This is a genomic window from Nocardia sp. NPDC052566 (assembly GCF_044547285.1).
In the GTDB taxonomy this organism is placed as follows: Bacteria; Actinomycetota; Actinomycetes; order Mycobacteriales; family Mycobacteriaceae; genus Nocardia.
On the sequence record NZ_JBIUAF010000005.1, the window covers coordinates 261,757 to 283,296 of the forward strand.

Genomic DNA, 21,540 nt, shown 5'->3' on the forward strand with positions numbered 1-21,540 from the left:
GCGCAATTCGCGACCAGGGTATGAGGCGGGGTGGGACCCCGGCACGATGCGAGCGCCGGGGGAGTAGTCCCCCGGAGGGATCAGAGCAGTAGCGCGGCGCCGGTCGGGCCTTCGATGGCGGCGATCAGGGCCGGACCGGTGCCCGGTTGGACGGGCTGGTCGACCAGAAGTGCTTGCAGGTCAGCGGAAGCCAGCGCGGGCTCCGGGTGCACGAGCGCCAGCGAGCGCAGTGTCACCCGCGGCAGGTTCGCGGACGGATGGGTGGTGTCGCCCCAGTCGATGAGGAAGGGCACGACCTCCGAGTGGCCGCCGCGGGGGAACGTCAGCCGCCACTGCAGGATCAGACCGTCCGGTGTCGCCCGGCTCATCTCCGCGACCTCGCCGGGGTCGTAGCCCGCGGCACGCGCCTCGCTCACCACCGCATCGATGTCGGTGACCCGCACGGCCCAGGTCACGAGCCGCGGCGCGGTCAGCTGGTCGATGCCGAACGGCCTGGGCCGCTCCGGTTCCGGCTGCTCCGGATCAGGGCCGATGATCTCCAGATAGCCACCGTCGCCGAGTCCGAGCAGGTAGTTCCGCGTGCCGAGCCCGACGTGCCTGCCGCCTGCCACCGGCGCAACACCGACCAGTCGCGTCACCGTATCCACCATGCCCGGTAGATCGGGAGTGGCCAGCACCAGATGATCCAACCTGCTCATCCCGCGACCATAGACGAGTTCGGCCCGCCCGCTTCCTGCCAGGGTAGGAGGTGGGTTGCGACCACGGCACGATGCGCGAATATGCCCTCCGGCTCTAGGGTTCGGTGAACTCGGCGTCGAAGGCGGGGAAACGGATGAAGACCTGGATTCGGTGGGCGATATTGCACGGCACGCCAGGGGCATTGCTGCGCAGGGGCGCCAGGCGCGGGGATCCGCTCGCGCGGTTCATCGCCGATCCGAGTGTCGGTGTGGATCCGTATCCGCTCGGCGATGAGCTCAGGGCGCGCGGGCGCCTGGTGTACACCTCACGGGTGTGGGCGACCGCGGACTATGAGATCTGCCGAACCATCCTGCGTGACAAGAGTTTCGGGATCACGCCGCCGGAGATCGTCAGCCTGCCCGCCCCGATCCGATACCTGATCAGAGCGACCGATCCGAAATTGGCGAGTCCGGTGGAGCCGCCCGCGATGCTGATGGTCGACCCGCCCGCGCACACCCGCTATCGCAAACTCGTCGCGCAGGCGTTCACCCCGCGCGCGGTGGCCAGGCTGCACGACCGCATTGCCGAGGTCACCGAGGAGCTGCTGACCGGTCTGCGCTCGCGCGAACACGCCGATCTCATCGACGATTTCGCGCTGCAACTGCCGGTCGCGATCATCTGCGAGATCCTCGGCCTGCCCGCGGACAAACGCGCGCTGATGCTCGAATTGGGTGAGGCAGGCTCACCGCTGCTCGATATCGGCATCTCCTGGAAGACATTTCGCGACGCACTCGCCGCACTGCGGATGAGTCAGGCGGAGCTGACGGAGCATCTGGACACGCTGCGCGCCGCACCGGGCGACAACATTCTCAGCGACCTCGTCGCCGGTGGTGAGCTCAGTACGCGCGAGCTCCTGTCGACCGCGACCCTATTGGCGGGCGCCGGTTTCGAGACCACCGTGAACCTCATCGGCAACGGCATCATGCTGCTGCACCGGCATCCGGACCAGCTGGCATTGCTGCGCGCCGATCCGCAGCGCTGGCCGGGCGCGATCGAGGAAATCCTGCGCTACGACAGCCCGGTCCAGATGACCTCGCGCACCGCACTACGCGACGTCGAGATCGCCGGACATGCCATACCGGCGGGCTCGGTCTTCGCGCTGCTGCTCGGCCCGGCCAACCGCGACCCCCGGACCTTCACCGCCCCCAACGAATTCGACATCACCCGGGCCAACGCCAGAGACCACCTGTCGTTCAGCGGCGGCGTGCACTCCTGCCTCGGCGCCAGCCTGGCCCGCACGGAGGGCGCCATCGCCCTGCGCACCCTGCACGACCGCTACCCCGACCTCCATCTCACCGGCACCGCACAACGCCGCGAACTGGTGAATCTCCGCGGCTACCGCCACATCCCGGTAATCCCCGGCCTGCCTGCCACGGTCGGGGCGTGACCGTGGATATCGCCGCTGGTTACCGCGTCGAATGGTGCATGAATCGAATAACCGGAATTCCCTGGCACTCCGGGGCTTCGGGTGCGAGGCTTAAGCGGTGACACAACCTCCGGATATTCAGGCGGCAGGGCCTGATCCGACGACTGACAAACTGGACGCGGCGGTCTTCAAGGTGGCGGGCGTCGTCGTGCTCGGCGCCATCATGTCGATCCTCGATATCACCGTCGTCGTCATCGCGATTCCCAAATTCCAGAACGAGTTCGGCGCGACGTACCCGATGGCCGCATGGACCATGACCGGGTACACGTTGGCGTTGGCCACGGTCATCCCGCTGACCGGGTGGGCGGCGGACCGATTCGGCACCAAGCGTCTATACATGGCGGCGCTCACCTTCTTCGTCCTCGGCTCCCTGCTGTGCAGCATGGCGTGGAATATCGAGTCCCTCATCGGGTTCCGCGTGATCCAGGGAATCGGCGGCGGCATGCTGATGCCGCTCGGCATGACGATCATGACGCACGCGGCCGGTCCGCACCGCGTCGGCCGGGTGATGGCGGTGCTCGGTGTGCCGATGCTGCTCGGACCGATCTGCGGTCCGATCCTCGGCGGCTGGCTGATCGACAGCTACAGCTGGCGGTGGATCTTCCTGATCAACCTCCCGATCGGCATCATCGCACTGGCGCTGGCCTTCATCGTGTTCCCCTCGGACAAGCCGGAGCCGTCGCAGTCGTTCGACTTCCTCGGCATGCTGCTGGCCTCGCCCGGCCTGGCGCTGTTCCTGTACGGCGTGTCCTCGATTCCCGACGCGGGCACGATCGTGGCGGGCAAGGTGCTGATTCCCGCGATCATCGGTCTGGTACTGCTGGTGGCGTTCGTGTTCCACGCGCTGCGGGCCGAGCATCCGCTGATCGACCTGCATCTGTTCCGCAACCGGGCGCTGACCTTCGCGACGCTGACCATGGTGCTGTTCGCGATCGCCTTCTTCGGCGCCGGATTGCTGCTGCCGACCTATCTGCAGCAGGTCCGCGGGGAAACCGCGATGGCAGCGGGCCTGCTCATCGCGCCACAGGGACTCGGCGCGATGCTCACGATGCCGATCGCGGGCCGGTTGGTCGACAAGATCGGTCCCGGCAAGATCGTGCTGTTCGGCGTCGTGCTGATCAGCGTCGGCACGGCGTTCTTCATCCAGCTGAAGGCCGACACGTCGTATCCGATGATGCTCTCCGCCCTGTTCGTGATGGGTCTCGGTATGGGCTGCACGATGATGCCGATCATGACCGCCGCGATCCAGACGCTGACCCATTCGGAGGTCGCTCGCGGTTCGACGCTGATGAATATCGTCAACCAGACCGCCGGTTCGATCGGCACCGCGACGATGTCGGTGGTGCTGACCAACCTGATCAAGGATCAATCGCTGGCCGGTCCCGCGCTGGCGGCCACCAGCAATCCCGAGATCGCCGCGAAACTACCGCCCGGCGCCCTCGAAACCGGATTGAGCCAGGCGGCAACGGCATTCAGCCACACCTACATCGTGGCCCTGGTCTTGATCGTCGCGACCTTGGTCCCGGCGTTCTTCCTGCCACGAAGCAAGTCGGAAACCCCGGCCGACAGCGACGCCACGATCCTCGTCCACTAGGGCGTTCGTGAAATCGTCCGGCGCTCACCGTATTTCCCGCGGTGGGCGCCGGATTCGTTCGTGGCGCCGGTTGTCGGATGAATTTCGGCGATTCGGTAAACGCGGGCGCGTGCGCGGCCGATCAGATATGTGACAGTCGATGGGTAGTAGGTCGGGGGAGACGTGAAGGTTCTGGTGGTTTATCCGCACTTGAAGGCGACGGCGGTTGCGATCGGGATTTCGCTGGCGATACTCGGTGCCGGTATCGCGTGGTGGGTGCTCGGGACGGCGTCGTCGGGGCAGGGGGAGCGCACCGAACGGGCGGACGGGACGGTGGTCGCGGCCGATGCCAGGTCGGAGGGGCGGGTGGAGGTGAAATTCACCGCCAACGACGGCAAGGAGTACCGCGTCTCCGGGGAGAAGGAGGCGGCATGGCCGAACGACGAGGTCGGGGATCTGGTGACCGTGGCCTACAACCCGGACAATCCGGCCGATGCGCGGGTGGGCAAGCAGCGACGGGATGTGACCGGACCGCTGTTCGTCACCGGATTCGGCGGGCTGATTCTGGTGCTGAGCCTGGTGGCCTTGGTCTCCGCGCGGCACAAGGCGGCGTTGCGTCGGCAGTTGCGCGAGCACGGGCATCAGATCTGGGTGCCGGTGGCACACACCCAGGTGGTGCCGCGGACGAGCACGGATTTCGACACCGGTGAGGTCACCACGCTGTATTACACCGTGCGCGCCTTCTGGGTGTTCCCGCCGACCGGGCGGACGTGCACCGCCGACAGCGAGGACTTCAAGGTCGATCCGACCCCGGAACTGCGGCGGCGCACCCACGTCAAGGTGCTGTACGACTCGGTGAATCCGAGTCGCGGCGTGGTCGAGTTCGCCGAGGAGCCCGCCGTCGAGCTATGACGTGCGTCACGGCGGAATAGTGACGGCCGCCGTGTGGTTCATCTGGTTGCCACATCAACCAAGTGAGCCCGAGGAGGGTCTCGTGCAGTTCGGAATCTTCACCGTCGGTGATGTCACCACCGATCCGACGAACGGTCGCACCCCTTCCGAGGCCGAGCGCATCAAAGCCATGGTGGCCATCGCGCAGAAGGCCGAGGAAGTCGGCCTCGATGTGTTCGCCACCGGCGAGCACCACAATCCGCCGTTCGTGCCGTCCTCGCCGACCACCATGCTCGGCTACATCGCGGCACGTACCGAGCGCATCCAGCTGTCCACCTCGACCACGCTGATCACCACCAACGACCCGGTGAAGATCGCCGAGGACTTCGCCATGCTGCAGCACCTGGCCGACGGCCGGGTCGACCTGATGCTCGGGCGCGGCAACACCGGACCGGTATATCCCTGGTTCGGCAAGGACATTCGTGACGGTATCGCGCTCGCCATCGAGAACTACCATCTGCTGCACCGGCTCTGGCGCGAGGACGTCGTCGACTGGGAGGGCAAGTTCCGGACTCCCTTGCAGTCGTTCACCTCCACGCCGCGCCCGCTCGACGGCGTCGCGCCGTTCGTCTGGCACGGTTCGATCCGCAGTCCCGAAATCGCCGAGCAGGCCGCGTATTACGGTGACGGCTTCTTCGCCAACAACATCTTCTGGCCGAAGGAGCACTTCCAGCGGCTGATCGAGCTGTACCGGCGCCGTTACGAGCACTACGGCCACGGTGCGGCGGATCAGGCGATCGTCGGACTCGGCGGTCAGGTGTTCATGCGCCACAACTCCCAGGACGCCGTGCGCGAATTCCGCCCGTACTTCGACAACGCACCGGTCTACGGGCACGGCCCGTCGCTGGAGGATTTCACCGACCAGACGCCGCTCACCGTCGGCAGCCCGCAGCAGGTCATCGAGAAGACGCTGACGTTCCGCGAATCGTTCGGCGACTATCAGCGGCAGCTGTTCCTGATCGACCACGCGGGCCTGCCGCTGAAGACCGTGCTGGAGCAGCTGGATCTGCTCGGCGAGGAGGTAGTTCCCGTGTTGCGCAAGGAGTTCGACGCGTTGCGCCCCGCCGACGTGCCGGACGCGCCGACCCATGCGTCGCTGCTGGCCGCCCAGAAGGTCGAGGTCGCGTCGTGACCGCCGCGCGGATCGCCGTGATCTCGGCGGGGCTCTCGCAGCCGTCCTCGACACGGCTGCTGGCCGATCGCCTTGCCGCGGGCACCGTTTCGGCGCTGGCCGCGACCGGCCGGGTGGCCGAGATCGATGTTGTCGAATTGCGGGACCACGCAGGCGATTTGGCTAACAACCTGGTGACCGGATTCCCGTCGGCCGGGTTGCGTGCGGTGCTCGATCGAGTGGTCGCCGCCGACGGCATGATAACGGTGACGCCCATCTTCAACGCCTCCTACAGCGGACTGTTCAAGACATTCTTCGATGTGCTGGAACCGGATTCGCTGACCGGGATGCCGGTGCTGATCGGCGCCACCGGCGGCAGCGCGCGCCATTCGCTCGCGCTCGAGCACGCGGTGCGCCCGATGTTCACCTATCTGCGCTCGGTGGTGGTGCCGACCTCGGTCTACGCCGCCACCGAGGACTGGGCGTCCGCGGGTGACGGTCTCAACGGCCGAATCGCCCGCGCCGCGGAAGAATTCACCGAAGTTCTCGCCGGACGATCGACAGCTCGTCCCGCGGACCCGTACCGTGACGCTGTGCCCTTCGAGCAATTGCTCGGTGGTCTGCGCTCGGCCTGACCGTCAGGTGGTGTCGACACTGTCGCACCACTCTGCCGCAATAATTGAAAGTTTAACTACTAAGAGGAGATCTCATGTCCACCGAAACCAAGAACGCACTGACCGCAGGCACCTGGGTCATCGATCCCGCGCACTCCACGCTCGGGTTCTCGGTCCGGCACCTGATGGTCAGCAAGGTGCGCGGCCGCTTCACCGATTTCAGCGGCAAGCTCGTCATCAACGAGGATGGCAGCGCCTCGGCCGAGGCCGAGATCCGGGTCGCCTCGGTGACCACCGACAACGAGCAGCGCGATGCGCACCTGCGCACCGCCGACTTCTTCCACGCCGAGGACTTCCCGGTCGCCACGTTCAAGTCCACCGGATTCCGGGTCAACGGTGACGATTTCGTGGTCGACGGTGACTTCACCATCCGCGGCAACACCAAGCCGGTCTCGCTCGACGTCGAATTCCTCGGCGTCAACCCGGGTATGGGCCACGGCCCGGTCGCGGGCTTCGAGGCCAAGACCGTGATCAGCCGCCGTGATTTCGGCATCGACATCGAGATGCCGCTGCCCGACGGCGGCACCGTCATCGGCGACAAGATCACCCTGACCCTGGAGATCGAGGTCGGCCAGCAGGCCTGAGCCTCGGTCGTCCTGGACGGCGACAAGATCATCAGGAACTGCGGGACGCAACGTGCGAGTGGCGAAATACGTGAGTTCCTGATGATCTTGGACTCGACGCCACAGGGTCGGCCGGGCCGTGTACGGCCCGGCCTCCGTGTTGTCAGTTGGTGGTCATGATGCGGCCGGCTCCGGGACGTCGATCGGCTGCGATGCGATGGGAATTCGGTTGGGGCGCACGGCGATCGCCAGCACTGCGGCACCCGCAAGGGCGATCAGCATGGTCCAGACCGCGCCGACGTGCATGGCGTGGATGAACGCGTCATCGGCGGCGCCTGCCAGGTCGGGGCGATGGATGGCCGCGGCGGCATGGCGTGCTTGTTCCGCCGAGATCCTGGCCATGTCCTGAGTCGCGTCGGGCAGATCGTGTAGCGAGCCTTCGATTCCGCGTCGGTAGGCGATCGACATGATCGTGCCACCGACCGCGATGCCGAGCAGGCTTCCGGTCTGCCGCACGGTGTTGGTGACGGCCGAACCCGCGCCCGCCCGCTCCAACGGCAAGGTGCTCATCAGTGCCGCGGTGACCGAGCCCATCACGATGCCGATCGAGAGCCCTTGGATCGTCAGCACGATTTCGTTCCAGATGAGCGCGGTGTGCAGCCCGAAGAACGCGAAGCTGCCCATGGCCAGCGCCGAAACGGTCAGCGCGGTCACAGTGACCGGGCGCAGCGACCAGCGGCGCACCAGACGGATGCCGAGCGGGCCGCCGATGATCGCGCCGAATGCGGCGGGGGAGCTGGCCAATCCGGCTTCCAGCGGTGAAAAGCCGCGCGCGCCTTGCAGATAGAAGGCGCCGTAGAAGCCAGCGGCGGTCATGGCGAACAGCAGCAGCCCGATCGCGACATTGCCGCCGCCGAACGTCCGCTGGGCGAGCAGTCGTGGATCGAAACTGGGCTGATGGCTGCGCAATTCGACGATCACGAACACGGTCAGCAGCGCGATTCCGACGACGATCGGTGCCCAGACATCCACCGGGGTCCAAGTGGCGACCTGCCCGGCGCGGATCAATCCGTAGGCCAGCGCGGCGAGTCCACTGACCGACAGCAGGAGTCCGGCCGGATCCAGTGGGCGAGGCACCGGGCTGCGGAGATCGGGAATCAGCGCGGCGACCCCCGCCAGTCCGATCGCGACGGCGGGCACGTTGACGAGAAAGACCGAGCCCCACCAGAAATGGTCGAGCAGGAGTCCGGCGATGAGCGGACCGGCCGCGATGCCGACACCGGCGGAGGCCGAGGAGATGCCGATCGCGGTCGCCCGCGCCGGACCGGTGAAGGTCAGGGTGAGGATGGCCATGGTGGCGGGCATGATCAGCGCGCTGCCGACGCCCATCGCGGCGCGGGCGGCGATCAGCTGGCCCGCGTCGCCCGCGTATGCCGCCCACACCGAGGCGGCGGCGAATGTCGCCAAACCCGTTGCGAGCACGGCACGGTGGCCGAAGCGGTCGCCGAGTGCGCCCGCGGTGAACATCAAGGCGGCGAAGACCAGCGTGTAGGAGCCGGTGGCCCATTGCAGCTGGGCGGGGCTGGCGCCGAGCCCGCGGACCGGGTCGGTGAGCGTCTCGAAGACGGTGCTGAGGATGGTGTTGTCCATCCAGATCAGCAGGTTGGACAGCATGAGTACGGCGAGGATCAACCGCTGCCTGGATTTCGGCAGCGTCACGGACGAAGTCATGGACACCTTCGGTAAGATTGGCAGGAACCTGACGACTAAACTGTGCACAATCGTCAGGAACCTGTCAATCTCTAGGAGGCTGAGCTGTGGGTTCGACTGGGCGGGACGGTGGTTCGCTGACCTTCATGGTCCGCAAGGCCTGGCTGCAGATGCGGTCGGCGATCGGCGAGGAGCTCAAGGAATTCGGCCTGTCGACCTCGCAATACGCGACTTTGATGATGACCGCGTCGCACCCCGGCATGTCGGTCGCCGACATCGCCCGCGAGGTGGCGAGCACCCGCCAGGCCGCCAACGAAATGCTCGCGGGCCTCGAACGCGACGGCCTCATCGAACGCCACCCCCACCCCACCGACCGCCGCACCCACCAGATCCACGTCACCGAATCCGGCCGCCAACGCCTGGAAGAAGCACGCAGTGTCGTAGCCCGCCGCGAATCCGAACTGGAAGCCAACCTGGATCCCCCTCAGCGCCAAGCGATCCGCGCCTGGCTGGAGGGCATCGCCGAAGCCTGCGGCTGACCGGAGATCGGCTCAGGCGTACAGGGCGACGAACTTGTCCAGTGAGCGCTCGATGTCGCCCTTCACCGCGCGGGCGACGCCGTTGCCGATGGGGCCGAAGAGGGGGGCTCCGCCGAGTTCGATGTCGACGGTGACTTCGGAGCCGGAACCCTTGGGGGCCACCAGGAGTGCGAGGCCGAACTTGGTGCCGCCCTTGCCGGAGCCGCGCAGCTCCAGTCGCTTGGGCGCCTCGGCGGCCTTGACGGTCCAGGTGACTCGGTTGCGCAGGCCCTTCACTGTGGCGACGCCGACGAGTTGGGTGCCGACGGTGAGTTCGGCGGGGACCTCGCCGCGCCAGGCTTCGTGCATGGTGAGCCACTTGCCGAGGTCGGCGAGATTAGAGGTGTGTGTCCACGCGTCCTCGGGGGAGATGGGGACGTCGACGGAGACTTTCAGCTTTGCCACTCGCGCATGGTATCCGGTACCTACGGTTCTGCCTATCTGTGATGGTGCGGTGGCGCAGGGGAATTCGCGTGAGAGGTCTCGAGTAGATAACATTGCCGACCAACTACTCGGTGGAAGTGCCACACTCGTGCCAACCCCTGAGGAAGGAAGTCGATGAGTAAGGCCGCCGAGAACACCGCCGAGATCGTTGCGTTCAGCCTGCGTGGGGGCGCGGGCGCGCTGGCCGGGTGGGTGTCGGCCCCGCCGCCGGGGACCGCCACCCGCGGCACCGCCGTGCTCGTACCGGGATTCACCGGTTCGAAGGAAGACTTCGAGGCGATGCTGCCGCTGCTCGCACAGGCCGGATTCCGTTGCGTCGCTTACGATCAGCGCGGGCAGTGGCAGTCGGAAGGATCCGACGATCCGGCGGGTTACACGTTGACCGGCTTCGCGAGCGATCTGCTCGGTGTCGTCGATCAGGTCGCGGACGGCGAACCCGTTCACCTGGTTGGTCATTCGTTCGGCGGCTACGTCTCGCGCGCCGCCGTCGTGGCGGATTCGAGCAAGTTCCGCAGCCTCACCCTGCTCGCCTCGGGACCGTCCTCGGTGCGCGATATCAACTTCCCGCCACCGCAATTGGTCGCCCAGGTGATCGAAGCCGGTGGCCAGCAAGCCATCTGGGATCAGATGTCCAGCGCGATGAACGCACTGGCCGCGGTTCCTCCGGCGAAACTCGAATTCCTGCACAACCGAATCCTGGCCACCGAGAAGGCGAACCTCCTCGGCATCCTGCGCATCATGGAGACCCTCGTCGAAGACGCCGCCGCCCTGCGCGCCAGCGCCCTCCCGATCCTGATCGCCTACGGCGACACCGGCGACCTCTGGGCCCCGGCCATCCACGAACAATTCGCCCGAGACCTCAACGCCCGCACCGCCGTCTACCCCGGCGCGGGCCACCTCCCCAATGAGGAACGCCCCCACCAGGTCTGCACCGACCTCACCACCTTCTGGACCACCCCCTGACCCGAAGCCCGTCGAGCGCAGTCAAATGGCCTTTCGCTCCGGCGTGTCGCAGGGCCATTCGACTGCGCTCGACGGATGTGGGCAGTCCGGTGGCGCTGCTAGGTCGTGGTGGGCCCCGAGGAAGGGGATGTGCCCGAAGCCTTTGCACTAGAACGGGAATGCTCCCGATCCGGGGCGGGGGTGCGGACAGTGTTGGCGCAGGTGGCGGCCAGGACGAGGAAGAGGAGGGGGATGGTGAGGGCGAGGGTGAGGGTTTGGTGGTGGGCGGCGGCGCCGATGAGGACGGGGCCGGTGAAGAAGCCCAGGTAGCCGATGGCGGAGACGTTCGCGATGGCTCGGGCCGGGGGGATGCCGGGGACGGCGCCGGTCGCCGCGAAGGCGAGGGGGAGGGTGTAGGAGATGCCGAAACCGAAGAGGGCGAAGCCGATCAGCGCCGGGATGGTGCCGCCGATCAGGAGGGCGGCGCCCAGCCCGATGGCGGCGGTGAGGGTGCCGACGAGGAACGGCCGTACCGGGCCGAACCGGAGGATGAGCCGGTCGCCGAGTAGCCGGCCGGCGAACATGGATCCGGCGAAGAGCGCGAAACCTGCTGCGGCGGTGGAGGCGCTGGCGTGCGTCTCGTCGCGTAGGTAGACCGCGGTCCAGTCGTTGGCCGCGCCTTCGGCCAGTGCCACGCAGAAGGCGAGCAGGCCGAGCAGATACAGCTTTGTCGGCCAACGCCATCCACCGCGGCCGGTCCGCGTGTGCTCGCCGACGGTGCGGTCCACCGCCGACGGCAGCAATCGCCGGGTGCCGAGCAGGCCGACCGCCGCGGCGAGCACGCTGACGCCGAGAAAGTGTGCGGCGAGCGGGATCTGGGCGCGTTCGGCGGCCGCGCCGCCCAGCGAGCCGCCGATCATCCCGAGGCTGAAGCAGGCGTGCATGCCGGACAGCAGTGGCCGGTCGCTCGCCTTCTCGACCGCGACGCCGTGCGCGTTCATCGAAACGTCGACCACGCTGTTGAATATCGCGTAGCTGAACATCGCCACCGTCAGGCCGATCAGATCGCGCGCCAGCAGCAGCCCGAGCAGCATCACGCACAGCATCGGCATCGCGACCACCAGTGTGGCGCGACTGCCGAACCGCAGCGTGACGTACTTGCCGAGCTGAAGGCCGACGACCGCACCGATATTCATTCCGGCGAAGGCGATGGCCAGACCCGCTTCGTCGAGACCGAGCTGGTCCTTGATCGTCGGCGTACGCGCTGCCCAGGTCGCGAACCCGGCGCCGTTGAGGAAGAACATCAAGCGGACCGCCCACAGCGCCGCCCGGGCATCCATCCGCGAAACTGTCGAAATCAGCATGACGGCAAGTGATTTCGCGATCTGATCATGCCAAGACGATAGGCACAATCCGTGCCGGACGAAAACTCTGCCGCAGCGTTGACTCAGCGCAGGGCCAGCGCGAGGAAGAAGTCGACGCGGTCCTCGAGACGGGACAGATCGCGGCTGGTGAGCTCTTCGATGCGCTGGATGCGATAGCGCAGTGTGTTCACGTGAACATGCAGGAGCTCAGCGCATTTGGTCCAGGAGCCGGAGACCTGGAGAAAGGTTTCCAAGGTGTGCACCAGGTCCGCGCGGTTGTCCTGGTCGTAGTTGGTGAGCGGGTCGAGCAGGCGCAACCGGAACATCCGGCGGACCTCGTCGGGGACGCTCGCCAACAGCAGCATGTGCGTGGCGAGTTCGTCGTGGCCGACCACGCTGGCCGGTTGCGGCCGGGCGGCGGCCATCCTGCGGGCGTAGCGCGCCTCTTCGACGGCGCCGCGCAGTCCTTCGCCGTCGACAACGCCGCTGACGCCGACGGAGATCCGGCTGCCGCGCAGACCGGGCGCCAATGCCGCGACCGCACCGCGGATTTCATCGATGACGGTCCCGTCGGTACCCGCCGGGATGAGTGCGATGGCCTCCTCTTCGACCACGCCCGCGGCGGGCCGCCTGCCGAACAGGATCTCGCGCAACAACGTTCGCAGCTCGCCGGGGTGCAGCGTATCGGCTTCGGCGGCGACGGCGATATAGCTCTCGGCCGCACCGAGCCCGGTCACCTCGAGCCGCGAAAGGATTTCGGCGGGTTTGGCATCGGAGACGATCAGCTGGATCAGTTCCTGCGCCAGCCGCCCCTCGGCGCTCTGCCGATCGTCCTGGCGCACCTTCTCCAGCGAGACGACGGCGGCCAGTTCGCCGGCCAGTGCGCGCCGCTCCTCCGGCCAGTCCTTCCAGTCGCCGTCGAAGACGAGGAACCAGTCGGCCGCCCGCGCGGTGCTGTGCTCGTCGACGGCGAACAGCGATAGTCGCTTGGAGGGCTGCTCGGGATCGGTCAGCAGATGCGGTAGCCGCCGTGCGTCGAGGAAGGCGGCCGTCACCTCGGCGGGCAGCGTGGAGGGGCCCGCGACGACGCGGCCGGTCGAGGAGACGACCCAGCAGCGCATGCCGAGATTGCGTTCGATGAGTTCGAGCACCGACCCGAGCCCGCCGCCGGAAACGAGCTGGCGGTGGCGGTCGAGCACGGCGCTCAGATCGGCCGCGCGGCCGGTGGACAGCACCCGGTTGATGTTCTCGGTGACCGTCGCGAACGCGATGTCCTCCGGCACGCGGAACAGTGGCACACCGTGGCGTCGACAGGCCTCGACGACATCGTCGGGCACCCCGCCGTACAGTGCGTCGCCCGCGGCCAGTGCCGCGGCGCCCGCGCGGGAGAGCGCGGCGACGAACTTGTCGCTGTCGGCGGGTTCGTTGCGCCATTGCAGTCCGGTGAGCACCAGCTCGCCGCCGGACAGGTAGCGGGTCGGGTCGGGCAGGTCCGTCGTGACCACCCACCGGACGAACCTGTCGAGTTGGTCCTCGCCGGTGACCAGCTCGAGCTGCAGGTCAGGGATGGTGAGCAGGGATCGTAGACGCACGGTTGCGAAGGCTAACAGCAGGTGGCCGACAGGTGACCTGGACATACGCACAAAGCGGGCGGTGTGAACTGGCGCACAATTCGGATTTCTCGCTCCTTGGGTGGGGGAAGCACGCGGGTGTAGCTTCCTTTGGGTCAGTTACGGCTGTGTTCGAACGTGCGGAGCAGATCCGCCGCGACGCTCACCGCGATGATCGCGGGTTCCTTGCCGCTGATCTCGGCCAATCCGATCGGTGTCTTGATCCGGTCGATGGTCGCGTCGTCGTGCCCGCCCTCGGTGGCCAGGCGTTTGCGGAACCGCGCCCATTTGGCGGAGGAGCCGATCAGGCCGATCGAGCCCACGTCGGTCATCCGCAAGGCGGCATCGCACAGCGCGGCATCCTCGGCGTGATCGTGGGTCATGATCAGAATGTGGGTGCCCGGCGGTAGCTCCGCGAGCACCTCCTCCGGCAGCAGCGGCGTGTGGTGCACGTGGATCCGCGCTATCGCGTCCGCGAGCACGCCGAGCCGTTCGTCGGTGAGTTGCTCGGGGCGGGAATCGATCAGGTGCAGATCGAGGTCGTGGCGGGCCAGGATGCGGGCCAGCTCCAGCCCGACGTGCCCGACGCCGAAGATCGCCACGGCGGGCCCCACCGGCAGCGGCTCGAGCAGTACCGAGACGGCGCCGCCGCAGCACTGCACGCCGTGCCGGTTGGTGACCTTGTCGTTGAGGGCGAAATCCATCAGCTCCGCTTCCGGATCGGGCGCACCGATCAACTCGCGGGCCCGATCGATCGCGACGGCCTCGATATTGCCGCCGCCGATCGATCCCCAGGTCTCGGTCCGCCCCACCACGAGTTTGGCGCCCGCCTTGCGCGGCGCGTGGCCGCGCACGGTCGCGACGGTCACCAGCACGCCGGGTTCCCGGCGTGCTCGCAACCGCGCGACCGCGGCGATCCACGGTAGGTCAGGCACTGCTCAACGCGCTCTCGCCGGTACGGATCGCGCTGCCGTTGCCGTGGTAGCCGTTGCCGCCATTTCCGTTGGCGGCGTTGCCGTTCCGCTGCGCGGCGGCCGAACGGGCCGACTGCACCGCCCAGAACACCGCCTCCGGCGTCGCGGGCGAGGCCAGCTCGACGCTGACTCCGCTCGGGCCGAACGCGGCGGCCGCCTGCCGCAGCGCCTCGCGCACCGAGAACGCCAGCATCAGCGGCGGCTCGCCCACCGCCTTCGAGCCGAAGACCGCGCCCTCCTCGGTGGCGTTCTCCAGCAGCGTGACGTTGAAGACCTCGGGCATCTCCGAAAAGCTCGGCAGCTTATAGGTACTCGCCGCCTGCGTCAGCAGACGACCGCGGTGACGCCCGTCGCTGCCGTCCCAGCGCATGTCCTCGAGCGTCAGCCAGCCCGCACCCTGCACGAAACCGCCCTCGACCTGACCGATATCGATCAGCGGCGAGAGGCTGTTGCCGACGTCGTGCACGATGTCGACCCGCCGGATGCGGTACGCGCCGGTGAACCCGTCGACCTCCACCTCGGTCGCGGCGGAGCCATAGGCGAAGTACTTGAACGGCGAGCCGTGGAAGGTCTGCGCGTCCCAGTGCAGGCCCTCGGTCCGGTAGAAACCGGCCGCCGACAACTGAACTCGCTGGAAATAGGCGGTGCGCACCAGGTCGTCCCAGGCCAGTTCCTGGTCGCGGCCGAGCGCCTTGGCGACGCCGTCCACGATGCGCACGTCCGAGGAATTGGTGCCGAGCTGGCTCGCGGCCACCTGGAGCAGCCGTGCGCGCAACTGCTCGCAGGCGTTCTTCACCGCGGCGCCGTTGAGGTCCGCGCCGGAACTCGCGGCGGTGGCGGATGTGTTGGGCACCTTGTCGGTTCGGGTCGGCGCGAGCCGCACCTTGTGCAGTGGAATGCCCAGTGTGGTCGCGGCCACCTGCAGCATCTTGGTGTGCAGGCCCTGGCCCATCTCGGTGCCGCCGTGGGTGATCAGGACGGAGCCGTCCTTGTAGATCAGCACCAGGGCGCCGCCCTGGTTGAAGGCGGTGAGGTTGAACGAGATACCGAACTTGATGCCGGTGATCGCCAGCGCCCGTTTGGTATTCGGGTTTGCCGCGTTGAAGGCCTCGATTTCGGCGGTGCGCCGGGCGATCTCGCCGTTGTCGCTGACCTGCTGCCAGGTCGCGGCGATCCGATCGGTGTCCTTGACCGGCTGCCCGTACGGCGTCGACTGGCCGGCCTGATAGAAGTTGCGCCTGCGCAATTCGATCGGATCCAGGCCGAGCAGCGGTGCGCACCGGCCGAGGATGTCCTCCATGACCAGCATGCCCTGCGGTCCGCCGAAGCCGCGGAAGGCGGTGTTGGAAACCTTGTTGGTCTTGGCGATTCGACCGGCGACGTGCACGTGCGGCAGCCAGTAGATGTTGTCGATGTGGCACAGCGCGCGGGCGAGCACCGGCTCGGAGAGGTCGAGGCTCCAGCCGCCGTCCGCGGTGAGCGTCGCGTCGAGCGCCTGGATGTGGCCGTCGGCGTCGAAGCCGATCTTCCAGGTCGCGTGGAATCCGTGCCGCTTACCGGACATGGTCAGATCCTGAGTCCGGTTGAGCCGCAGGCGAACCGGCCTGCCGGTCAGCTTGGCGCCGAGCGCGGCGATCGCCGCGAAACCGTGCGGCTGCATCTCCTTGCCGCCGAAGCCGCCGCCCATCCGCAGGCACTGCACGGTGATCTCGTGGCTGTGCAGGCCGAGCACATGCGCGACGATTTCCTGTGTCTCCGAAGGGTGCTGGGTGCTGCTCTGGATGAAGATCTGCCCGGCCTCGTCGATCTGGGCCAGCGCGCAGTGCGTCTCCAGATAGAAGTGCTCCTGATCGGAGAACTGGAATTCGCCGGTGAACACATGCGCCGAATCGGCGAAGCCCGCGTCGATATCGCCGCGGCGCAGGACGGGCCTGGCGCCGTGGAAGCTCTCGGCCGCGATCGCGTCCTGCAGCGTGATGATCGAGGGCTGCTCGTCGACCTCCACCTCGACGGCCGCCGCGCCGAGCCTGGCCGCCTCCAGCGTCTCGCCGAGCACCCAGGCCACCGCGTGGCCGTAGAACATGACCTCGTCCGGGAACAGCGGCTCGTCGTGCTTCATGCCCGCGTCGTTGACGCCGGGCACGTCGGCGCCGGTCAGTACGCGCACCACACCGGGCACCGCGTAGGCGGGCTCGGCGCGCAGCGCGGTGATGCGCCCGTGGGCGACCATGGCCTGCACCGGGTAGGCGTGCAGCACGTGACTGGTGCGATACACCAGGTCATCGGTGTAGAGGGCGGTGCCGGTGACATGCAGCACGGCGCTCTCGTGCGGCATCGCGACGCCGACGCTGGGGCTCTCGGGTAGCTCCGACAGGTGGCTCATGATTGCACCTCGCTGGTAACGATGTTCTGCGCGTACAGCTTTCGCAGGCTCTGGCCGAGCATGGCGGAGCGGTAGTCGGCGCTCGCGCGATGGTCGCTCATCGGCGTGCCCTCGGACTGCAGCACCCGGGCGGCGGCCTCGATGGTCTCCTCGGACCAGGGCAGACCGGTGAGCACGGCTTCGGTGTCGCGGGCCCGGATCGGGGTCGCGGCAACGCCGCCGAGGCCGATGCGCGCCCTGTGCACGATGCCGTCCTCGATATCGATCGCGAAAGCCACTGCCACGCTGGAGATGTCGTCGAAGCGCCGCTTGGCGATCTTGTGGAAGGCCACCACCGGCGCCAGCGGCAGCGGGATGCGCACGGCGCGGATCAGTTCGTCCTGGCGGCGCACGCTCTGCCGATAGCCGGTGAAGTACTCGGCCAGCGCGACCTCGCGCTCACCGTCGGCGTCGGCCAGCACGACCGACGCGCCGAGCGCGAGCAGTACCGGCGGGCTGTCGCCGATGGGGGAGCCGGTGCCGAGGTTGCCGCCGAGAGTGGCGCTGTTGCGGATGAGCCGGGAAGCGAACTGCGGGAACAGCTCTGCCAGCAGCGGGACCCGGCCGTCGAGCTTGCGCTCGATCTCGGTGAGGGTCAGCGCCGCGCCGATCTCGATGTGGTCGGATTCGACGCGCAGCTCCCGCATTTCGGGGAACCGGTCGATGGCGATCACGCAATCGGCCCGGCGGGCACGGATGTTCACCTCGACGCCCCAGTCGGTGCAGCCCGCGACCACGACCGCGTCGGGCCGCTCGCGCAGCAGGCCGAGCGCCTCGGTGAGGGTGCCGGGCCGCAGGAAGGTGTGACCGTCCTGGGTGACCTCGGTGGTGACCGGCTCGGGCGGCGACTGCTCGCGGCGCTGCGCCAAGGCGTCCTCGGCGGTGGGTGCGCCGACCGCGAAGGCGGCGTCGCGGATCGGGCGATACCCGGTGCAGCGGCACAGGTTTCCGCTCAGCGCGTGCAGATCGAACCCGTTCGGGCCGTGCTCGGCGTCGCCGTCGTGGGCCGCCTCGTCTTCCGCGTGTGCGCAGCGATCGGGGCGGTAGTACTCCGCCGCCATGCTGCAGATGAACCCCGGTGTGCAGTAACCGCATTGGGAGCCGCCGCGCACCGCCATCTCCTGCTGGACCGGATGCAGGGCGGTGGGGGCGCCGGATTCGTCGACGGTCGCGAGCCCCTCGGAGGTGATGATCTCCTGACCGGCGAGCGCCGCGGCGGGTACCAGGCAGGCGTTGACCGCGACCCAATCGGTGGGCTTGTGCACGCCGGGACGGGCGACCAGGATCGAACACGCACCGCATTCGCCCTCGGCACAGCCTTCCTTGCCGCCGGTGAGGCCCCGCTCTCGCAGGAAATCCAGGACCGAGGTGTGGGGTGCGGCCGGGGAAATCGGGGTGACTTTCCCATTGACCGTGATTCGCGCCGCTACCATGGCACATCCTCATTTCGGTGCGCGGTCGATATGACTATCCTAGTCGCCATTTCAGGAGCTTTCTCTTTCGGTGGCGCAGCCCGAGAACTCGGAGCGCGAATCGGCACGCGATGAGGTGCCGCGGGCGGTAACGAAGAGCAGGGATGCCGGGGCCGCGGTGGGCACGCCGGGAAGAGGGTCGCTCAGAGGCCGTGCGCTACACGACCTGGAACCCAGGCGGACCGATGAGCGAGGCGGCGCAGGTCAGAGCTGGTTGTCATCCGACTTCGCCTCCCTTCGACAGCTCACGAGTCAGTGTGGTCGAAGTTACGTTGCCACCGACCGACGGTCAAGCCGACGTGTGCGGATGGGGCGCAGTTCGTAGGAATCGACGACGAAACGACGGCGGGCCGCCGAATGGCTCGGTTTATCCTACAAATGGATATGGGGCGTCGTTTATCGATCAGCGCACAATTGTCTTGGTGCGCATCAGGAATTCGGCGAGGTAGCCGTCGTGCGGGAGTCCCGGCGCCATCCACGGCGTCGGATGATCACCGATGTAGACATTGGCGATGGTCGGTTCGGCCACCAGATCCTCGATCAGATCCTCGTCGGTGGTGACGGCGGTGAGTACCAGCGTGTCGCGTAGGGGCCGCACCCCGGCGGCGCGGTCCCACGGCGCGACCCACACACAGGGGAAGGGCAGTTCAGCGCCGAGTTGTCCGGCAAAGGGGCTGTCGAGCTGATGGACGGCGGGGCGGAGCACGGCGCTGCCGTCGCCGAGGTCGTCGACGATGGTGTCACCGCCGAGCCAGGCCTTGGTACCCGCGGCACGCTGCCGCAGATGCCGATCCCATCGGCGGGCGGGGCCGATCGGCTGTACGGGCAGCACGGCGCGCTCGTCGGTCGCGGGCAGGCTGGGCAGCGCGGCGAGCCGTTCGGCGAGCGCCGCCGCCACGGGAGCGGGATCGCCCTCGACGAGGACGCCGGTCGCATTGACGCAGCCGGCGCCGCCACCGCCGCTGATCGACGCCACCATGGTGTCGATGACCGGCTCCCAGTCGGATTCGGCGGTGAGCAGGATCTTGGAGCGCCCGGGGCCCTGCGGCAGCACGCGCGGGTCGTCCGCGTACTTGCGCACGACATCCGCACCGCCGTAGACCATTCCGAGATCGGCGAGCCGGAGCATCTCGTCGGCCGCGTGGTGATCGCTGGGCAGCAGGACGATTCGATCGTCGCCGAACCCGGCCTCGCGCAGCGCGGTCACCAATCGGTACGGGGTGAACGGCTCGCGCCGGGAGGGACGCACGGCGACCCGGTAGCCGAGCGCGAGGGCATCGAGCCAACCCTGGTGTACCGCAGGATGATTGCCCGCCGCTAGCACGGCGAACACCTCGCCGCGCCGCGTCCATACGGCCCTGCCGGTCCGGGTCAGCGGATCGCGCCACGAGCCGACCGCGGCGGCGGGCCGTGCGTGGTGCACGCTGTGCTGGATGTGCTCGAGTGTCCGCGCGATCTCGTCGGTGGCGTTGCGCACCACCGTGATCGGTATTCCGGCGGCGCTGCTGACGGTGTGCTGATACTCCCGCGGCGTCAGTCCTGCGATCGGCTGGGTGGCGAAAGCCGTGGCCGCCCGTTCGAACGCCGCGACGCGTGCGTCGACGGGCAGCTCCGGCGCCCGATGTAGCGCCTTCATCGCCCGGGTGACGTACAGCGCGGGCGCGAGACTCAATGTCGCGACCGGATCTCCGCTGGGGCCGTCGATGGTCTCCTGCCGCTTGGACCGGTATGGGCCACCGGGACCGAGCACATCGAGCGACACCATCAGTACACCCCCTCGATCACCGTCGCACCGCTGAACGACGCCACGGGCGCGACGTCGGCGACGGAATCGCCGAGGCCGCCCGGGGGCGGTGCGATCCGCGTGGCGTAGTCCCGCTCGATGTTGTTGACCAGCAAGGCTCCCCGGCTCAGATGGTGTACGACGATCTGTCCTCGCTCGCCGTACGGGACGGCGTGTCCGCTGTCGGGGTCGATCACCCGGAACGTGGTGTACGGCGCGAAAGAGTCGAAGACGCACGGCTCGTCGTCGCCGAGGCCGGGGCGTTCCACCGACGTCCCCAGCATCATGGTGCTGCCGTACCCGCCGACCAGCTTGGCGTTCGGGAACACCTCGTCGCGCAGCAGATCACGGGTGTCGGCGTCCAAATGTGTTCCGCCCCAGATGATCGTGCGAATCTTGCGGTGGATCAGCTCGACCAGGTCGTCGTGCCGCGCGAGGCGCTCGAGCAGCGGCGGGGTGGCGAAGAGCACGCCGACATCCTGGCTCGCCAGGATATAGCCCAGCTGCTCGACGAGATGATCGGTGTAGGCGCTCGCCATCTCGGTCCTGCCCTCGGCGATCAGCTTCTTCACCCAGCGCGGGTCCAGATCGATGCCGAAGTTCAACCCACCCCTGGCCGCCGCGGTGTCGACCGCCATCGCGCCGACATTGTGCGGACCGTTGGGAACCACGCTGAGCCAGTCGACATTTCGCGCTACACCGTGTGCGTCCAGTCGCTCGCTGAACCATGCGACGCTGCGGTGTTGCCACTCCGCGGTGAACATCACGCGTTTGGGTTGCCCTGTGGTGCCGCCGCTTTCGTAGACGCTGGCCTCGTGCGCGTCGCCGAGGCCGCGGGGAATCAGGTCGCGCACAGGGACATCGCGCAGTTCGTCCACGAGATTGGGGAACAACCGCAGATCGTCGAAATCCCGGACATCGGTCAGCGGATCGAAGTCGAATGTCTCGGCGCGCCGCAGCCAGAATGGCGATCCGGTCTCCCGGCCGAAGTGCCATCGCATCATCTCCCGAACGAATTCCGCGCCATCGCGCTCGATCTCGAACTGCTCGGTCATGAAGTGCCCGGCCATGAACAATCCTCTCGAAGAACCTTCGAACGCTCACTCTGCCCGAACCGCCGAGACGTTTCAAGAACGTGCGATGAGTAACCATTTCTGCTGTGCCCCAATAACTTTGGGCATGCGGCGACTTCTTGGAGAAGTCTA

The 21,540-nt window shown here is 67.7% G+C and carries 18 protein-coding genes; 8 read left to right on the top strand and 10 right to left on the bottom strand.

Features of this window, described 5'->3' with window-relative positions; all coding sequences use genetic code 11:
* Positions 1-80: 80 nt before the first annotated feature.
* On the bottom strand, positions 81-698 hold the full coding sequence (locus ACIG5A_RS26135) for a VOC family protein (RefSeq protein ID WP_397244468.1): 618 nt from the start codon (positions 696-698) through the stop codon (positions 81-83).
* Positions 699-832: 134 nt separating this feature from the next.
* On the opposite strand from ACIG5A_RS26135, the gene ACIG5A_RS26140 reads away from it, so the two are divergent.
* The 6 genes from ACIG5A_RS26140 to ACIG5A_RS26165 all read left to right on the top strand — a co-directional run bounded on the left by ACIG5A_RS26140 (position 833) and on the right by ACIG5A_RS26165 (position 7,057).
* A complete protein-coding gene (locus ACIG5A_RS26140) occupies positions 833-2,125 on the top strand; it encodes a cytochrome P450 (protein WP_397244470.1) in 1,293 nt (430 codons plus the stop codon).
* A gap of 97 nt (positions 2,126-2,222) precedes the next feature.
* The gene (locus ACIG5A_RS26145; protein WP_397244472.1) at positions 2,223-3,758 is read left to right on the top strand and encodes a DHA2 family efflux MFS transporter permease subunit; all 1,536 of its coding nucleotides are present in this window, start codon (positions 2,223-2,225) and stop codon (positions 3,756-3,758) included.
* A 162-nt stretch (positions 3,759-3,920) separates the two neighbouring features.
* Positions 3,921-4,649 (top strand): DUF3592 domain-containing protein, encoded by a 729-nt coding sequence (locus ACIG5A_RS26150; RefSeq protein WP_397244474.1) that lies wholly within the window; start codon positions 3,921-3,923, stop codon positions 4,647-4,649.
* An 82-nt stretch (positions 4,650-4,731) separates the two neighbouring features.
* Positions 4,732-5,820 carry an LLM class flavin-dependent oxidoreductase gene (locus ACIG5A_RS26155; RefSeq protein WP_397244476.1) on the top strand — a complete coding sequence of 363 codons (1,089 nt, stop codon included), beginning with the start codon at positions 4,732-4,734 and terminating at the stop codon, positions 5,818-5,820.
* Entirely contained in the window at positions 5,817-6,434 is a 618-nt protein-coding gene (locus tag ACIG5A_RS26160) for an FMN reductase (protein WP_397244478.1), read from the top strand. The genes ACIG5A_RS26155 and ACIG5A_RS26160 overlap by 4 nt, the downstream gene beginning before the upstream one ends.
* Positions 6,435-6,508: 74 nt before the next feature.
* Positions 6,509-7,057, top strand: coding sequence for a YceI family protein (locus tag ACIG5A_RS26165; RefSeq protein WP_397244480.1), 549 nt, complete (start codon positions 6,509-6,511; stop codon positions 7,055-7,057).
* A 153-nt stretch (positions 7,058-7,210) separates the two neighbouring features.
* Here ACIG5A_RS26165 and ACIG5A_RS26170 read toward each other — a convergent pair whose 3' ends face one another.
* On the bottom strand, positions 7,211-8,767 hold the full coding sequence (locus tag ACIG5A_RS26170; RefSeq protein WP_397244482.1) for an MFS transporter: 1,557 nt from the start codon (positions 8,765-8,767) through the stop codon (positions 7,211-7,213).
* Positions 8,768-8,853: 86 nt separating this feature from the next.
* On the opposite strand from ACIG5A_RS26170, the gene ACIG5A_RS26175 reads away from it, so the two are divergent.
* The gene (locus ACIG5A_RS26175; RefSeq protein ID WP_397244485.1) at positions 8,854-9,285 is read left to right on the top strand and encodes a MarR family winged helix-turn-helix transcriptional regulator; all 432 of its coding nucleotides are present in this window, start codon (positions 8,854-8,856) and stop codon (positions 9,283-9,285) included.
* A 12-nt stretch (positions 9,286-9,297) separates the two neighbouring features.
* On the opposite strand, the gene ACIG5A_RS26180 is transcribed toward ACIG5A_RS26175, so the two are convergent.
* Entirely contained in the window at positions 9,298-9,729 is a 432-nt protein-coding gene (locus ACIG5A_RS26180) for an SRPBCC family protein (protein ID WP_397244487.1), read from the bottom strand.
* 153 nt (positions 9,730-9,882) lie between these two features.
* Here ACIG5A_RS26180 and ACIG5A_RS26185 point away from each other — a divergent pair, with 153 nt between their 5' ends.
* The gene (locus ACIG5A_RS26185) at positions 9,883-10,731 is read left to right on the top strand and encodes an alpha/beta fold hydrolase (RefSeq protein ID WP_397244489.1); all 849 of its coding nucleotides are present in this window, start codon (positions 9,883-9,885) and stop codon (positions 10,729-10,731) included.
* 98 nt (positions 10,732-10,829) lie between these two features.
* On the opposite strand, the gene ACIG5A_RS26190 is transcribed toward ACIG5A_RS26185, so the two are convergent.
* The 7 genes from ACIG5A_RS26190 to ACIG5A_RS26220 form a co-directional block, all read right to left on the bottom strand.
* Complete coding sequence (locus ACIG5A_RS26190; RefSeq protein ID WP_397244491.1) at positions 10,830-12,050, bottom strand: MFS transporter; 1,221 nt, start codon at positions 12,048-12,050, stop codon at positions 10,830-10,832.
* 107 nt (positions 12,051-12,157) lie between these two features.
* On the bottom strand, positions 12,158-13,666 hold the full coding sequence (locus ACIG5A_RS26195; RefSeq protein WP_397244493.1) for a PucR family transcriptional regulator: 1,509 nt from the start codon (positions 13,664-13,666) through the stop codon (positions 12,158-12,160).
* Between the two features lie 134 nt (positions 13,667-13,800).
* On the bottom strand, positions 13,801-14,619 hold the full coding sequence (xdhC, locus tag ACIG5A_RS26200; RefSeq protein WP_397244495.1) for a xanthine dehydrogenase accessory protein XdhC: 819 nt from the start codon (positions 14,617-14,619) through the stop codon (positions 13,801-13,803).
* Positions 14,612-17,041, bottom strand: coding sequence for a xanthine dehydrogenase molybdopterin binding subunit (xdhB, locus tag ACIG5A_RS26205; protein WP_397244497.1), 2,430 nt, complete (start codon positions 17,039-17,041; stop codon positions 14,612-14,614). The genes xdhC and xdhB overlap by 8 nt, the downstream gene beginning before the upstream one ends.
* Complete coding sequence (locus ACIG5A_RS26210; protein ID WP_397244499.1) at positions 17,038-18,513, bottom strand: xanthine dehydrogenase small subunit; 1,476 nt, start codon at positions 18,511-18,513, stop codon at positions 17,038-17,040. Before ACIG5A_RS26210 ends, xdhB begins: the two co-directional genes overlap by 4 nt.
* A gap of 442 nt (positions 18,514-18,955) precedes the next feature.
* Positions 18,956-20,317 (bottom strand): aldehyde dehydrogenase family protein, encoded by a 1,362-nt coding sequence (locus tag ACIG5A_RS26215; RefSeq protein WP_397244501.1) that lies wholly within the window; start codon positions 20,315-20,317, stop codon positions 18,956-18,958.
* Positions 20,317-21,405 carry an AMP-binding protein gene (locus ACIG5A_RS26220; protein WP_397244503.1) on the bottom strand — a complete coding sequence of 363 codons (1,089 nt, stop codon included), beginning with the start codon at positions 21,403-21,405 and terminating at the stop codon, positions 20,317-20,319. The genes ACIG5A_RS26215 and ACIG5A_RS26220 overlap by 1 nt, the downstream gene beginning before the upstream one ends.
* Between the last annotated feature and the right edge of the window lie 135 nt (positions 21,406-21,540).